Below are 14,174 nucleotides of genomic sequence, written 5' to 3' on the forward strand. Positions count from 1 at the left end.
GCTGCCGGGCGCCCACCCCCTGGTCTCCCCGTCCTGGATCCGGCCGATTCAGCAACGGCGCCAACCCCATGAGCATAATTCCAAAGAATGCCGTGAAGGAGGCCTGGACGGAGCAAGCCGGAGGCGTGGCTCAGGGTGTGAAGTGGAAGTGGAAGGATGATGTCACAGGGAAGACGGTCCGCATGCGCGTACACGCCGCTGACCCCAAGGCACCGGCTGGGAGCAACGCGGCCAAGGGGGACATCTACCGAATCCAGATCGGCAACCAGTATCAGGATGTATCGGGCCATCTGTGGCACAAGAACGTCCACAACGAGAACAGCCCGCACTACAACTCCGCGGGTGCCAATGCGACCCACATTCCTTGGCCAAGCCAGCACCCGCGCCCTTCGTACAACTGAGAGGTGACCATGCGCATCGAGCGCAAGCACCTCGTGACGCTCATCAACGAGCTCACGAGCCCCGACCCCCGGGTACGGTCTTCGGCCAGTGACCGGATTCAGGACTGGATGGACACCTTCTCCTCCGGCGACGGCAGATTGCTGTCCGAGATCCTGGCCATGGCTGCTTCCTGTGAGCCGGACAGGGAGTGCTTGGAAGCACAGTTGCACGCGCTTTCCGAGCTCGACACCGCGGAAAAGATCGGTGATGCGGATCTGTCGCCGCTCAAGTCGATCCCTGCCGAAAGGCTTCACGTGGAGCACAGGGATTACATGGATGACCTGGTCCCGTACTTGGAAGCGGACAGCGGTGACGCAACGGGTTGACCCAGCCCGAGGTCGGCCCGCCCGTCGTTCACGGACGCCCCACTGAGGAAAAGGCCCTCCCGCCCCATACGGGGCTGGAGGGCCGCTCCGTGTCCGGAAAGGGCCGGGCCCGAGGGCCACCCTGAACCGCTCCGGGTTTGCTCGGGGCGGGCGGAAGCGCGTTCGCCCGGTGCTCGCAGCCGGACGTGGTCCCGGTTGTACTGCTGGTGGTGCTGGGGAAGTTCGTGGCGGCAGCAGGGAGTGCGGACAGTGGCGCCGGTCCCTGTACGAGACCGGCAAGGCTTCTGCGTCGAGACACCGGCGAGTGAGATCACCGTCCGGGACCACGAGGAGCCCTGCCGCGTCACGGCCCCCGGCCACCAGCCGTCACCGTCCGCGAACCACAGGATGAAAACGGCTCACCGAGTGATCTGGGGAAAGTCGCCGACCAGGACGGCGGGAGGACCGCACCGTACGGGGTTCCCGTGCCGGCACCCACCGGCCCGCCGTGTACACGTCTCGCACGTCAGCCTCCCGGTGGGTCATCCCCGCTTCCCCCACAACTGTTGAACGCGACCGCTTGTGAGCCCGCCTCCCGCCGGCCGCGATCAGCCGCGGCACCCCGTCGCCGCACCCGATGCCGTCAACCCGATATCCCGTGGGGGCCCCTGCCCGAGGGGCGTGACCTTGCGCGCGCTGCGCGCTCTCCTGCTGCTCGCCGGTTTCCACCTGCTCGGCGTCCTGCTGCTGGCGGTACTCACCGGCATCGACCACCTGCTGTACTCGTACGCCCCGTCGAGCGTCGCGGTGAAGCCGTACCTGGTCTCCGTGTTCCTGGCGGTTCCGCTGGTCCGCGGCCTGTTCATGCTGCGCACGCCCAAGGCCGACGAACCCCCCGGCCTGCCCGTCACGAAGGCCGACGAACCCGAGCCGTGGCGGACCGTACGGGAGCCGGCCGACCGGATCGGCACCCGCGCGCCGTCCCGCATCCCGCTGGTACCGGACGCCAACGCGGCCGTCGCCGAGGACGCCCGCCTGCTCGGCCTGCTGCCCGGCCCGCGCCGCCTCCACCTCGGCGTGCCCCTTCCCCAGGACCTGACGGAGGCCCAGCTCCGATCGGTCATCGCGCACGAACCGGGCCACTACTCCAACGCCGACACCCGCCTCGTCGCCCTCACCGTGCGCGGCCGCACCCAGATCCTGAACACCATCAGGCACTTCGAGGAGCGCGCCGGGAAAACCGCGGCCCGTGAACAGGCCCGGCAGGAGAAGAAGAGCGCCGAGGCCGCGGCCAAGGGCAGGAGGGCGGGCGAGGTCGACATCCGGCGTGTGGGCGTCACGTACCGCGCGATGGCCCGGATCCACACCGCGTACGCCAAGCCGTACTTCCGCGCCACGCTGGCCGGCGCCCGCAACCTGCTGTCCGACCCCGAACGGACGCTGGAGGCCCTGGGGGACGCGGCCCCGACGGAGGGGGTGCGACGGTTCCGGCGTACGGCCGACCGGCCGGAACTGCTCAACGGCTCGATGGCCGCCCAGCTCGCGGACCCCAGCACCCCTCCGCACCGGGCGCCGGCCGCGTACACCCGGGCGCACCCGATCCTGCCCGCGCTGCTCGTGCTCCCGCTGATCGCCCGCTTCGAGCACGACGAGTCCGACGACGCCGAGGGCGACCGCACGCCGGAGGTGTCCGAGGTCCGTTCCCGACCCCTTCGACGCGATGGCCCGTCGACGACTCGCAGGGCCCGCGCCCGCCCGGCTTCCACATGGTCACCGGGGGTTCCGTCGCGCGCTCGGGTCCGCCCGCGGTCAGCCCTCGTCCACGAGGTCGAGTCCGTCGCGGGGTGCCACCGGAACGGTCTCCGGGACGGGCCACCTGCGGGGCGGTGACGGGGACGCGTCCCGCCACCAGAGGTGCGCGGGGAGGTCGCCGGCAGGCTCGAAGGGCTGACCGGGGACGGGCAGGGCGACCGCCTGCCCCACGGCGGCTGCTGCCGCGACCGTCCACTCCCCCGGTTCGGCCCAGGGGTGCGGGGCGAGGTTGAACGTGGCCCAGTGGATGGGCAGCATCACGCCGGAGGGCCGGCCGCCCTGGAGGTCGAGGTGGGCGCGCAGGCCCTCGGCCGGCGTCATGTGGATGTCGGGCCAGAAGTCCGAGTACGCGCCGATCTGGATCATGGTGGCGTCGAACGGGCCGTGCGTCGCGCCGATGTCGCGGAAGCCGGGGAAGTAGCCCGTGTCGCCGCTGTGGTAGACGCGGTGCTCCGGGCCGGCGACGACCCAGGACGCCCAGAGCGTGTGCTGCCGGTTGCGCAGGCCGCGGCCGCAGAAGTGGCGGGCCGGGGTGGCCGTGAGCCGCACGTCGCGGATCCGCGTCGACTCGTCCCAGTCCAGCTCGCGCAGCCGGGAGGGGGCCACGCCCCAGCGCTCCAGGTGGGCGCCGACGCCGAGCGGGACGGCGAAGAGCGTGTCCGTCCCGGCCAGGGCGCGGATCGTGGGCAGGTCGAGGTGGTCGTAGTGGTCGTGGGAGATCACGACGACGTCGACCGGTCCCAACGCGGCGAGCGGCAGCGGCACCGGGTGCAGCCGCTTGGGCCCGGCGAAGGAGAAGGGCGAGCAGCGGTCGCCCCAGACCGGGTCGAACAGGACGCGCAGGCCGTCGATCTCGGCGAACACGCTGGAGTGCCCCATCCAGGTCAGGCGCAGCCCGGAGGCCGGGGGCCGGGCCAGGTCGGCGGCCGTGGTCGGGTGGAGGGGCACGGGACGGGCGGGGGCGCGACGGACGCGTTCCTCCTTGCGGAAGTACGTCTTCGCGAACTCGGCGGCCGAGCCGGAGGGCCTGTGCCGGGTGGCGCCGGGGTTGCGGAAGGCGCCGTCCGCGAAGTTCGGCGAGCGGCGGATCCGTTCCAGCCGGTCCCCGGCGGCGTCCGCGCCGAAGGCGGCCGGCCGCAGGGAGAGGAACCGGGCGCGCAGCCGTCCGAGAGCGTCGTCGCCGGACACAGCACCTCCAGGGGGCTCAGGTCCTTCCATTATGAGCGGACGGTACGACAGGGCTGCGGGGCGGTGGGCGGGCGTCCGGGATACTGTCGCGCGCGAAGGGCGGAGGACGGGCGGATGACGTGACGAGGGTGCGGCTGTCGGCGGCCGAGCGGCGCGAGGAGCTGCTGCGGGCGACCGTCGCCCAGATCGAGGCGCGCGGCATGGCGGCGGTGCGGGTCGCGGACGTGGCGGCGGCGCTCGGGGTGAGCGGGGCGCTGGTCCTGTACCACTTCTCGACGAAGGAGAAGCTGGTCGCGGCGGCGTTCGCCCACGCGGCGGAGGGGGACTTGGCGGAGCTGCGCCGCGTCCTGGACCGGCGGGCCCCGGCGGCCCGGCGGCTGCGGGCGGCCGTGCGCTGGTACGTGCCGGGCCGGCGGACCCGGGGATGGCGGCTGTGGATCGAGTGCTGGGCGGCCGCTCCGCGGGAACGCGCGCTGCGGGAGGTCGCGGCGCGGCTCGACCGGCAGTGGAGGGCCGCGCTGGCGGAGGTGTTCGCGCAGGGAGCGGCGGCGGGCGAGTTCCGGTGCCCCGACCCGGAGGGCGCGGCCGGGCGGCTGACGGCGCTCCTCGACGGGCTGGGCGTCCGGATGACGACGTACCGGGGGTCGTTGAGTCGTACGACGGTGCTGCGCTGGGCGGACGAGGCCCTGGAGCGGGAGCTGGGCGGGACCGGGGAGGGCGGGGCCTGAGCGGCCGGGGCGCACGCGTGGAGGCGGGCTCCCGGCGAACCGGCCGGGTCGGCCCGTACGGCGACCGCCGCGCGCGGAGGCGGAACCGCCCCCCTGCCGCGTGGCCGGCGGTGGGGCCGGGGCCGGAGCGCCCCGTACGCGCGCGTGGCCGGCCGATCGGGGCCGGCACCGGCCTCCCCCCTGAGCGGACCGCCCCTTACGCGCGCGTGGCCGGCGCCCGCGCCCCGCTCGCCGTACCGGAGCGTCCGCTACAGCGGCAGCAGGTCCGGGCGCTTGGCCGAGATCCGGTCGCCGGAGCTCTCGCCGCGCAGACGGCGGCCGATCCAGGGGACGAGGTACTCGCGGGCCCACTGGATGTCGTCGCGCCGCTCCTCCAGGGTTCCGCGCGGCGGGAGCGGCGGCCACGGCTGGTCGGGGTCGGCCGGCACGTCGAGGCCGAGGAGCTGGGCGGCGCGCAGCGCGACCCGCGTGTGCCCCTCGGGCGACAGGTGGAGCCGGTCCGCGTCCCAGGCGCGGCGGTCCTGGACGGTCCTGAGCGACCACAGGTCCAGGACCGGGCAGCCGTACCGGTCGGCGATGGCCCGGACGTGGCTGTTGTACGTGGCGATCCTGCCGCGCAGGCGGCGCAGGACCGGGACGCCGCGCGTGTCGAATCCGGTGGTCACCACGACCGTGCCGATGACGGAGGTCAGGTCCGCGACCGCGCGTTCGAAGCGCGCGGCCACGTCGTCGGGGTCGCTGCCGGGCCGGATGATGTCGTTGCCGCCGGCGCAGAAGGTCACCAGGTCGGGGAGGAGCTCCTTGGCCCGGGGCACCTGCTCCTCCACGATCTGGTCGAGGAGCCTGCCGCGCACGGCGAGGTTGGCGTACCGGAACTCCCGGCCCTCCGGGAGCCGGTCGGCGAGCAGGACCGCGAGGCGGTCGGCCCAGCCGAGGAACCGCCCGTCCGGGCCCGGGTCCCCCACGCCCTCGGTGAAGCTGTCGCCGATCGCCGTGTACGACCCGATCACGTCGTTCTCCCCCATCGTCGAATCGTCTGCCACGGCAGCACATCATCCACCGTGGGATGTGACCTACGCGACCGTAAGGAGGGGTTGACGGGGCGTGATCTCCGCCACCGCGCCGCCGCCCGGCACCCTCGCGGGGTGCCGGGCGGCGGCGGTTCGCGGTGACGCGCGCGTCAGGTTCAGATGCTGACGCCGTGGCTCCGGAGGTAGGCCAGCGGGTCGACGTCCGAGCCGTAGCTGGGGCTGGTGCGGATCTCGAAGTGCAGGTGCGGGCCGGTCGAGTTGCCGGTGGAACCGGACAGGCCGATCTGCTGCCCGCCGCCGACGGTCTGGCCGGCGGAGACGGAGAGGGAGGACAGGTGGGCGTACTGCGAGTAGTTGCCGTCCTCGTGCTTGATGACGACCTCGTTGCCGTACGCGCCACTCCAGCCGGCGGAGACGACGGTGCCCGGGCCGACGGCCTTGACGGTACTGCCGGAGGAGGCGGCGAAGTCGACGCCCGTGTGGTAGCCGGAGGACCACATGGAGCCGGAGGCGCGGTACGGGGTGGTGATGCCGGCGGAGACCGGGGCGGTGAAGCCGGAGCCGCTCTGCGCGGGCGTCTGGGTCTCGGCCGGGGCCTGGGTCTCGGCCTCGGCCGGGGTGTCGGCCGCGGGCTTCGCCTCGGCGGGGGCCTGGACCTCGGCGGGGGCCTGGGTCTTGGCGGCGGACCGGGAGGCGCGCTCGCCGCGGGAGTCGTCGGCCCTGGCGGTGGCCTTGGCGCCGAGGGTGAGCTTCAGGCCCGGGTGGATGAGCGCCGGGTCGTCGCCGATGGCCTCGCGGTTGTCGGCGTACAGCTTCTTCCAGCCGCCCTCGACGTTCTTGTTGTGGGCGATCTTCGCCAGGTAGTCGCCGGCGACGACGGTGTAGACGCGCGGCGCGGGCTTGGCGGTCCCGGCGGCGGACGCGACGGCGGCCGTCTGCGCGGGGGCGGCGGCCGGGGCCGTGGCGGGGGCGGCGGCGTGCGCGCCGGTCGCACCGAGGAGCGGGAGGGCGATGGCGGCACCGCCCGTTCCGGCGGCGACGAAACCGCGCGTGAGCGGGCTGGACTTGATACGGCGGTGCTTACCCTTGGCGGGCATGGCGAATTCCTCTCCGGCGCCTGCGAGGTGAGCTGTCGGGTTCGGGCTGGAGCTGCCCGGCCGCGCGGGTGGCGCGACTTCACCCCGAGCCGTACGGGAATTCCCGTACGGCGGCCTACCTGGTTCCCCCGCTCCTGCCACACGTGGGTGGGTGCGAATTCCGGGGCGGCGGCAGGATTCGGCGATCCGCCCGGCTGGAACGGGACCGTAAACGAGTGGGGACGACGGGAACAAGCGGATGGTTGCCCCCGCTCATTCACGCCGGGGAATTCTTCGGGGAATTCCGGTCACCCTCCGTGGATTACGGATCATGAATTCCCGTGTGGCGCGGGGATTCCAGGCGGCGCCACCGGATACGATCCGTCACCTTTATGACGCTGCTCACGCGGTGGAGCCCATCCCCCTTGTTTCCAGGGCGCGTTATGACGTACTCCATCAATACGGACAGAAGCGACAGAATCCCTCTTACGTGATCATCGGATCAACAACGACACAAGCGGACGATCATCGCGCCGAAGCCGCCTGGCTCCCCTGGGCGAACCACGCCGGAACAGGACGCGGCCACGGTGGGGAGCAGGGCGTCCCGCCACCCGCGCGCCACCGGCGGGACGGTGCGCCGCACCCACCCCGCGGCGGATCCTTGCCCGGGGAAGCGATGTCGTATCGTCGGACCGCTACCTCGTCGGCGGCCGTCGCCGACGCCAGACACGGAGGAGCTCCCGTGACGCAGCAGCTGCCGTCCTTCCCGTCGACCGCCGAGCCGGAGCTGACCGGCGTCCGCAACTTCCGTGACGTGGGCGGGCTGCCGACCGTGGACGGGCGCCGGGTGCGGCCCGGGGTGCTGTTCCGCAGCGGGCACCTCGCGCACGCCACCGAGGAGGACGCGGCGTTCCTGACGTCGCTCGGGCTGCACACCGTCTTCGACTTCCGCAACGCCGCCGACCAGGCGCTGGAGGGCCCGGACGTGGAGCTGCCCGGGGTGCGTAACGTCAACATCCCGCTGACGGACCCGGCCGACGGCGCCGAGTTCTGGGGGATGGTCCGCAACGGCGACCTGGACCAGTTGCGGGACCTGCTCGGGGACGGCAAGGCGGCGGCGCGGATGCGGGCCGCCTACCGCGGCATCGTCGTCGAGCGCACCGCGGAGCACAGCCGGGTCCTGCACGCCCTCGCCGCGGACAGCGTGCCCGCGCTGATGCACTGCGCGGCGGGCAAGGACCGCGCGGGTCTGTCCGTGGCGGTGGTGCTGCTGGCGGTCGGCGTGGAGCGCGAGGCGATCGAGGCGGACTACCTGAAGTCGAACGACCCGCACCGCCGGTACAAGGTCCGCCGCAGCGACTCGTCGCCCGCCGGGATGTCCCCGGAGGTGATGGAGCTGCTCGGCCCGCTGTTCGACGCGCGCGCCGAGTACCTGCACACGGCGTACGCGACGATCGAGGAGACCTGGGGCTCCACCGAGCGGTACCTCGGCGAGGGGCTCGGCCTGAGCGGCGAGACCCGCGACCGGCTGCGCGAGCGCCTGCTCGACGTCTGAGGTCCGCGCGGGCCGGGCGGCTACTGGTTCTGGCCGCCGAGCAGGAAGAGCAGGTAGAGGAAGGCCGCGAAGAGGTGGCCCGCGACCAGGTAGGCGAACAGCCGTATGACGAGGTTGCGGTTGATCCACCGCTCCTGGGTGCTGGGGATGGGGTTCGGGTTCTCCGGCTCGGACACGCGTACCTCTCGGTCGTCTCAGTGGCGCTGGGCGGGGCCGCCGCCGAGGCACAGGTCGGCGGCGGAGCTCTGCAGGAGGGTGTGGACGAACAGCAGCTCCGCCCCGTCGCGGGTGGCCGCGGCGATCCGGTGCGGGGTGAGCGAGTCGAAGTGGGCGCTGTCGCCCGGGTCGAGGACGTGCACGGCGTCGCCGAGCGCCAGCCGTACGCGCCCGGCGAGCACGTACAGCCACTCCTCGCCCGGGTGGACGCGGACCGCGTCGCGCAGCCCCGTGTACGGGACCTCCACGCGCAGCGCCTGCATGGCCCTGTTCGCCGCGCCCGCCTGGTGGTAGGTCCAGCCGCCGGCCTCGACCGGCTCGGCGCGGCCGGCGCGGACCACCGGGTCCGCGGCGTGGGCCGCCTCGCCGAGCAGCTCCGACACGGTCGTACCGTAGGTACGGGCGAGCCCGAGCAGCATCGGCAGCGACGGCTGGCGGCGGCCGGTCTCCAGACGGGACAGGTGGGCCGGGGAGAGCCCGGCGCGCCGGGCGGCCGCCTCCAGGGTCAGGCCCCTGCGGCGGCGCAGGGCGCGCAGTTGGGGCGCGACGTCCGGCAGCGCGTCGGCCGGCTCGCCTTCGACGGTCGTCATGCGTCCATTGCGCCAGGAAATTTCCCGGGGGGCAATTTTCTTGCCTCCCGGGCAAAAATCACCGGTTGGCGACGGCCTGCTTGACCAGGGTGCGCCCGAAGTCCCAGATCAGTCCACCGCCGCTGTGCGCCTCGTCCATCACCGCGGTGAACGCGGTGACGAACCGGTCGACGTCCTCCTCCCCGACCACCAGCGGCGGGATCAGCTTGATGACCTCCAGGCGGTCGCCGGAGACCTGGGTGAGGATCCGGTGCCGCTGGAGCAGCGGGACGACGACCATCTGCGCGAAGAGCCCCCTGCGGGCCGTCTGGAGCATCGTCCAGCGGCCGCGCAGGGCCAGCGACGAGGGCCTGCCGAACTCGATGCCGATCATCAGGCCGCGCCCGCGCACCTCGCGGAGCATCTCGTACCGGTCGACGAGCTCCGCGAGCCGGGACTTCAGCAGGGCGCCGGTGCGCCGGGCGTTCTCCACGAGGCCCTCGTCCTCCAACACGGCGAGGACGGCCAGGCCGGCGGCCATGGCCTGGGCGTTGGCGCCGAAGCTCGCCGAGTGGACGACGACGCGGTCCATCGACGAGTAGACCTTCTTGAAGATCCAGTCCTTGCCGAGGGTGGCGCTGACCGGCACGTACCCGCCGGACAGGGCCTTGGCGACGCACACGAGGTCGGGTTCGACGCCCTCCTCGTGCTGGTAGGCGTAGAAGTCGCCGGTGCGGCCGAGGCCGGTCTGCACCTCGTCCGCGATGAGCAGGGCGCCCCGCTCGTGCAGCAGTTCCGCGGCGGCGCGCAGGAAGCCGGGCGGGGCCTCGTGGACGCCCTTGCCCTGGATGGGCTCCACGATCATCGCGGCCACGTCGCCGCGCCTCAGCTCCCGCCCCAGGGCGTCGAGGTCGCCCAGCTCGATCGCGGTGTCGGGGAGCAGCGGGCCGAAGCCGTCGCGGAAGCAGTCCTCGCCGTTGACGGAGAGCGCCCCGGCGGTGAGCCCGTGGAAGGCGTGGGCGCAGTACACGACGCGCGGCCGGCCGGTGGCGCGCCGGGCGAACTTGAGGGCGGTCTCCACCGCCTCCGCGCCGCTGTTGCCGAAGTGGACCCGGTCCAGGTGGGGCGAGTGGGCGAGCAGCCGCTCGGCGAGGAGGCCGGGCAGCGGCGCGCAGTCGAACCGGGTGAGGTCGGGCAGGGAGAGGTCGAGGACGTCGTGCAGGGCCCGGCGCACCACGGGGTGGTGGCGGCCCAGGCCCATGACGCCGAAGCCGGCCAGCATGTCGAGGTAGTCGTTGCCCTCGGCGTCCCAGAAGTGGGCGCCTTCGGCGCGTTCGTACACCTTGTCGAAGCCGATGGTGTGCAGCATGCGCGGAAGCTGGTGGTTGAGGTGCCGGGCGTGCAGTTCGTACCGCTCGGAGGCGCGGTCCGCGAGCAGCTTGCCGAGGTCGAAGCCGGTGCTCATGCGTCGCTCCTCAGGCGCCGCGGCCGGGGAGCGCCTCCCGGGCGGCGCGCAGGGATTCGCGCAGGGAGCCCACGGTGGCGAGGACGGCGGTCGGCTCGTAGCCGCAGTGCGCCATGCAGTTGGCGCAGCGCGGGTCCTTGCCCCGGCCGTACGCGTCCCAGTCGGTCTCCTCGACCAGCTCGCGGTAGGTCGGGACGTACCCGTCGCTCATCAGGTAACAGGGGCGCTGCCAGCCGAAGAGGGAGTAGTTCGGGATGGCCCAGGCCGTGCAGGGGAAGTCGGCCCGGCCCTCCAGGAAGTCGAGGAACAGCGGCGAGTGGTTGAGGCGCCAGCGGCGGCGGTTGCCGCCGGCGAAGGCCTTCCTGAAGAGTTCGCGGGTCTGCTCGACGCCGAGGAAGTGCTCCTGGTCGGGCGCCTTCTCGTAGGCGTACGCGGGCGAGATCATCATTTCGTCGACGCGGAGGTCGTCGTTGAGGAAGTCGAGGACCTCGATGACGGTCTGCGGGGTGTCGGTGTTGAAGAACGTGGAGTTGGTGGTGACGCGGAACCCCCGGCGCTTCGCCTCCTTGATGGCGGCGACGGCCTCGTCGAACACGCCTTCCTTGGCGACGGATTCGTCGTGGCGGTCCCGCAGCCCGTCGATGTGGACGGCGAAGGCGAAATAGCGCGACGGGGCGAAGTCGTCCATCCTCTTGCGGAGCAACAACGCGTTGGTGCAGAGGAACACGTACTTGCGGCGGGCGACGAGCTGGCGCACGATCTCGTCGATCTGCGGGTGCATCAGCGGCTCGCCGCCGGCGATGGAGACCATGGGCGCCCCGGACTCCAGGACCGCTCCGACCGCCTGGGCGACGGGCATGCGCTGCTTCAGGACCCCGGCCGGATGCTGGATCTTCCCGCAGCCCTCGCACTTCAGGTTGCAGGCGTAGAGCGGTTCGAGTTCGACGATGAGGGGGAACTTCTCGCGCCTGCGGAGCCTCTGTCCGAGCAGATAGGTCCCGACCCGGACGGTCTGGCGGAGCGGCATGGCCATCTCTGGCTCACCTCCTGGGGAGCGGCAAGGAACGGTGCCATTCGTGGAACGCGGGAAGGACCGCACGAAGAACACGGAAGGCTGATATTCCACCGCGTACCGTTCCGATCCGGACCAGTTCGTGCTCCGGGGCGTCCACGACCACCCGGACGGCGGCAACCGGCCGGGGCCCGGCCGCGAGCGCGGCGTGCAGGGTGGCGGCGGACTCCATGTCCACCGCCAGCGCCCCCGTGGCGCGCAGGGCCGCCCGCTCCTGACCCCGTACGACGTGGTCGGAGCCGGTCAGCGGCCCCGTGTGGACCGTCCGCCCCGGCAGCTCCCGCGCCAGGGCCGCGACGAGCGCCTCCGGGGCCGTGCAGGGGGTGGCGCCGTGCGGGCCGCGCGTCTCGTCGGCGACGACCAGGTCGCCCGGGTGCATCCCGGGGGCGAGCCCGGCGCAGAAGCCGGAGGCGACGACGGCGGCGGTGCGCAGCGGCCCGTCCCGCAGGGCGCCGGCCACCGCGCGGCGAGCGTGCTCGGGGCCCATGCCGGTGCGCAGCAGGGTCGCCCTGCGCGCCCCGGCGCCCCCCGTCCGGCCGCTGCGCAGGGCCAGGTGCTCGATGCCGAGCGCGCAGGCGACCAGCAGCGGCGCCGGGGCGGGCGGCGGGGCCGGGGAGCGGTCCGCGGAACCGGACGGCCCCGGTCCGGCGGGCATTCAGCGCCCCTTGCCGACGGACGGTTCCCCGTGGACGTACCGGCCGAGCGCGGTGAGCGGGAAGACCTGCCGGTAGAGGTGGTAGTTGATGGAGAAGTCCCAGGGGAAGCCGGTGCCGGTGAAGTACGGCTCGTCCCAGGAGCCGTCCTCCCGCTGGGTGCCGGCCAGCCAGGCCACGCCGCGCGCCACGGCCGCGGAGTCCCGCTCCCCCGCCGCGAGCAGCGCCAGCAGCGCCCAGGCGGTCTGGGAGGCCGTGGAGGCGCCGCGGCCGACCCATCCCTCGTCGCGGTACGAGCGGAGGTCCTCGCCCCAGCCGCCGTCGTCGTTCTGCACGGACTCCAGCCAGGCGACGGCCCGCCGGATCGCCGGGTGCCCGGTGGGCAGCCCGGCGGCGGTGAGCGCGGGCACGACGGAGCCCGTGCCGTAGACGTGGTTGACGCCCCAGCGGCCGAACCAGGAGCCGCGCGGGTCCTGTTCGGCGAGGAGCCAGGCGACGCCCCGCCGGGTGCGCGGGTCGTGGGCGCGGCCCTCGTGGGCGAGCATCTCCACCACGTGGGCGGTGACGTCGGCGGAGGGCGGGTCGATCACCTCGCCGAAGTCGCAGAACGGCAGCCGGTTGGGGAAACGGCTGGTGTTGTCGGCGTCGAACGCGCCCCAGGCGCCGTCGCGGCACTGCATGCCGAGGGTCCAGCGGGTGCCGCGCTCGACCGCCGCGTCGACCCGGGCGGGGTCGGGGTGGCGCACCCGGCGCAGGGCGAGGATGACCTCGGCGGTGTCGTCGATGTCGGGGTACGTGTCGTTGTGGAACTCGAACGCCCAGCCGCCCGGCGGGAGGTGGGGCCGGCGCACGGCCCAGTCGCCGGGCCGTACGACCTGCTCGGCCAGGAGCCAGTCCGCGGCCCTGACGAGGGCGGGGTGGTCGCGCGGGAGGCCGGCGTCGGCGAGGGCGATGGTGGCGAGGCAGGTGTCCCAGACGGGCGACTGACACGCCTCGATCATGCGGGCCCCGTCGTCGCGCCGGACCGCGAACCGGTCCAGGGAGTCGAGTCCGGCGCGCATCACGGGGTGTCCGAGGTCGTAGCCGAGGAGGTGGAGGGCGATCAGCGAGTAGACGGCGGGGGGCTGGATGCCTCCCCAGCAGCCGTCGTTCTCCTGCCGCTCGACGATCCAGCGGGCGGCGGCGTTCATCGCGGCGCGGCGCAGGGCTCGCGGCGCGACCCGGCGGTAGCCGTGCAGGGCCCTGTCGAGCCGCTGGAACAACCCGTCCCAGGTGTTCACCGGTGCGGGGCGGCGCGGCGGGCCGGGGCGGCGGGGGTCGGCGTGCAGCTCGTCCAGCGCGAAGGGCGCGGGGCGGACGGGCCGTTTGGCGGAGACGATGGTGAGCGGCACGATCGTCTGCCGCGCCCACTGCCCGAAGGAGTAGATGTTCAGCGGGAACCAGGGGGGCAGGTAGATCATCTCGGGTGGGAGTTCCGGCAGGTCCTCCCACTTCCACCAGCCGAACAGGGCCAGCCAGATCCGGGTGAAGACGCGGCTCGCCGCGATGCCGCCGTTCTCGCGGACCCAGGCGGCGGCGCGGGCCATGTGCGCCTCTCCGGGCGCGTCCCCGGCCAGGCGCAGGGCGACGTACGCCTCGATGGTGGCCGCGAGGTCGCCGGGCCCGCCGTGGAAGGTGGCCCACGTGCCGTCGTCCCGCTGCTCGCCGCGGATGAAGAGGGCGGCGGCCTCGGTGGTCGGGGTGTCGCGGATGCCGAGGAACTGGCGCAGGAGCAGGTCCTCGGCGTCCATGGTGACGTTGGTCTCCAGGTCGCCCTTCCACCACCCCTCGGCGTCCTGCCGGGCCAGGAGGTGCTCGACGGAGCGCCGCATCGCGCCCTCCGCCGCGGTGCGGAGGTCCGTCTCGACGGGGGCGGTGGTGGCGGTGCGGTGGATCCCGGCGGTCGTGGCCGTCGCGGGGCCCGCGGCCCCGGCGCCCCCGTCGGTCGTCGCTGTCATGGCTTCCCCTTCGTGCAGTGGACGTGCTGCTGCTACGGGTCTGCCGTCGGCCGGTGCCGTGCGCCA

14 protein-coding genes and 1 riboswitch are annotated in these 14,174 nt (G+C 73.5%); of the genes, 5 read left to right on the forward strand and 9 right to left on the reverse strand.

All coding sequences use genetic code 11. From position 1 onward, the window contains the following. From RND61_RS29110 to RND61_RS29125, 3 genes are all read left to right on the forward strand, one after another. Positions 1 to 401 (forward strand): polymorphic toxin type 30 domain-containing protein (locus tag RND61_RS29110; RefSeq protein WP_315881134.1); only part of this gene is annotated, 401 nt, incomplete at its 5' end. A gap of 3 nt (positions 402 to 404) precedes the next feature. After that, positions 405 to 767: a hypothetical protein gene (locus RND61_RS29115; protein WP_315881135.1), complete on the forward strand. Its 363-nt coding sequence runs from the start codon at positions 405 to 407 to the stop codon at positions 765 to 767. 660 nt (positions 768 to 1,427) lie between these two features. Continuing rightward, positions 1,428 to 2,636, forward strand: a complete 1,209-nt coding sequence (locus tag RND61_RS29125) for a M48 family metallopeptidase (protein ID WP_315881136.1) — start codon at positions 1,428 to 1,430, stop codon at positions 2,634 to 2,636. Here RND61_RS29125 and RND61_RS29130 read toward each other — a convergent pair. Further along, positions 2,556 to 3,746, reverse strand: coding sequence for an MBL fold metallo-hydrolase (locus tag RND61_RS29130; RefSeq protein ID WP_315881137.1), 1,191 nt, complete (start codon positions 3,744 to 3,746; stop codon positions 2,556 to 2,558). The genes RND61_RS29125 and RND61_RS29130 overlap by 81 nt on opposite strands. A 119-nt stretch (positions 3,747 to 3,865) precedes the next feature. Between RND61_RS29130 and RND61_RS29135 the strand changes: the two genes are divergently transcribed. Beyond that, positions 3,866 to 4,474, forward strand: coding sequence for a TetR family transcriptional regulator C-terminal domain-containing protein (locus RND61_RS29135; protein ID WP_315881138.1), 609 nt, complete (start codon positions 3,866 to 3,868; stop codon positions 4,472 to 4,474). 248 nt (positions 4,475 to 4,722) lie between these two features. Here the strand turns inward: RND61_RS29135 and RND61_RS29140 are convergent, their stop codons facing one another. Further along, a complete protein-coding gene (locus RND61_RS29140; protein ID WP_315881165.1) occupies positions 4,723 to 5,499 on the reverse strand; it encodes an SGNH/GDSL hydrolase family protein in 777 nt (258 codons plus the stop codon). Between the two features lie 161 nt (positions 5,500 to 5,660). Continuing rightward, entirely contained in the window at positions 5,661 to 6,602 is a 942-nt protein-coding gene (locus RND61_RS29145; protein ID WP_315881139.1) for a M23 family metallopeptidase, read from the reverse strand. 4 nt (positions 6,603 to 6,606) lie between these two features. Beyond that, positions 6,607 to 6,762: riboswitch (cyclic di-AMP (ydaO/yuaA leader) on the reverse strand. 561 nt (positions 6,763 to 7,323) lie between these two features. Between RND61_RS29145 and RND61_RS29150 the strand changes: the two genes are divergently transcribed. Beyond that, positions 7,324 to 8,136 (forward strand): tyrosine-protein phosphatase, encoded by an 813-nt coding sequence (locus RND61_RS29150; RefSeq protein ID WP_315881140.1) that lies wholly within the window; start codon positions 7,324 to 7,326, stop codon positions 8,134 to 8,136. A 20-nt stretch (positions 8,137 to 8,156) separates the two neighbouring features. Here RND61_RS29150 and RND61_RS29155 read toward each other — a convergent pair whose 3' ends face one another. Genes RND61_RS29155 through shc form a run of 6 tightly spaced genes read right to left on the reverse strand, consistent with a single transcriptional unit; the run spans position 8,157 to position 14,108 of the window. Beyond that, positions 8,157 to 8,312: a DUF6126 family protein gene (locus RND61_RS29155; RefSeq protein ID WP_391654380.1), complete on the reverse strand. Its 156-nt coding sequence runs from the start codon at positions 8,310 to 8,312 to the stop codon at positions 8,157 to 8,159. An 18-nt stretch (positions 8,313 to 8,330) separates the two neighbouring features. Beyond that, positions 8,331 to 8,942, reverse strand: coding sequence for an XRE family transcriptional regulator (locus RND61_RS29160; protein WP_315881141.1), 612 nt, complete (start codon positions 8,940 to 8,942; stop codon positions 8,331 to 8,333). A 58-nt stretch (positions 8,943 to 9,000) separates the two neighbouring features. Next, positions 9,001 to 10,386 (reverse strand): aspartate aminotransferase family protein, encoded by a 1,386-nt coding sequence (locus tag RND61_RS29165; RefSeq protein WP_315881142.1) that lies wholly within the window; start codon positions 10,384 to 10,386, stop codon positions 9,001 to 9,003. A gap of 10 nt (positions 10,387 to 10,396) precedes the next feature. Then, positions 10,397 to 11,419, reverse strand: coding sequence for an adenosyl-hopene transferase HpnH (hpnH, locus tag RND61_RS29170; RefSeq protein ID WP_315881143.1), 1,023 nt, complete (start codon positions 11,417 to 11,419; stop codon positions 10,397 to 10,399). A gap of 7 nt (positions 11,420 to 11,426) precedes the next feature. After that, entirely contained in the window at positions 11,427 to 12,113 is a 687-nt protein-coding gene (locus RND61_RS29175; protein ID WP_315881144.1) for a phosphorylase family protein, read from the reverse strand. After that, a complete protein-coding gene (gene shc / locus RND61_RS29180) occupies positions 12,114 to 14,108 on the reverse strand; it encodes a squalene--hopene cyclase (protein ID WP_315881145.1) in 1,995 nt (664 codons plus the stop codon). Positions 14,109 to 14,174: the final 66 nt, after the last annotated feature.

The sequence above is a fragment of the Streptomyces tamarix genome (assembly GCF_032423885.1).
GTDB lineage: Bacteria > Actinomycetota > Actinomycetes > Streptomycetales > Streptomycetaceae > Streptomyces > Streptomyces tamarix.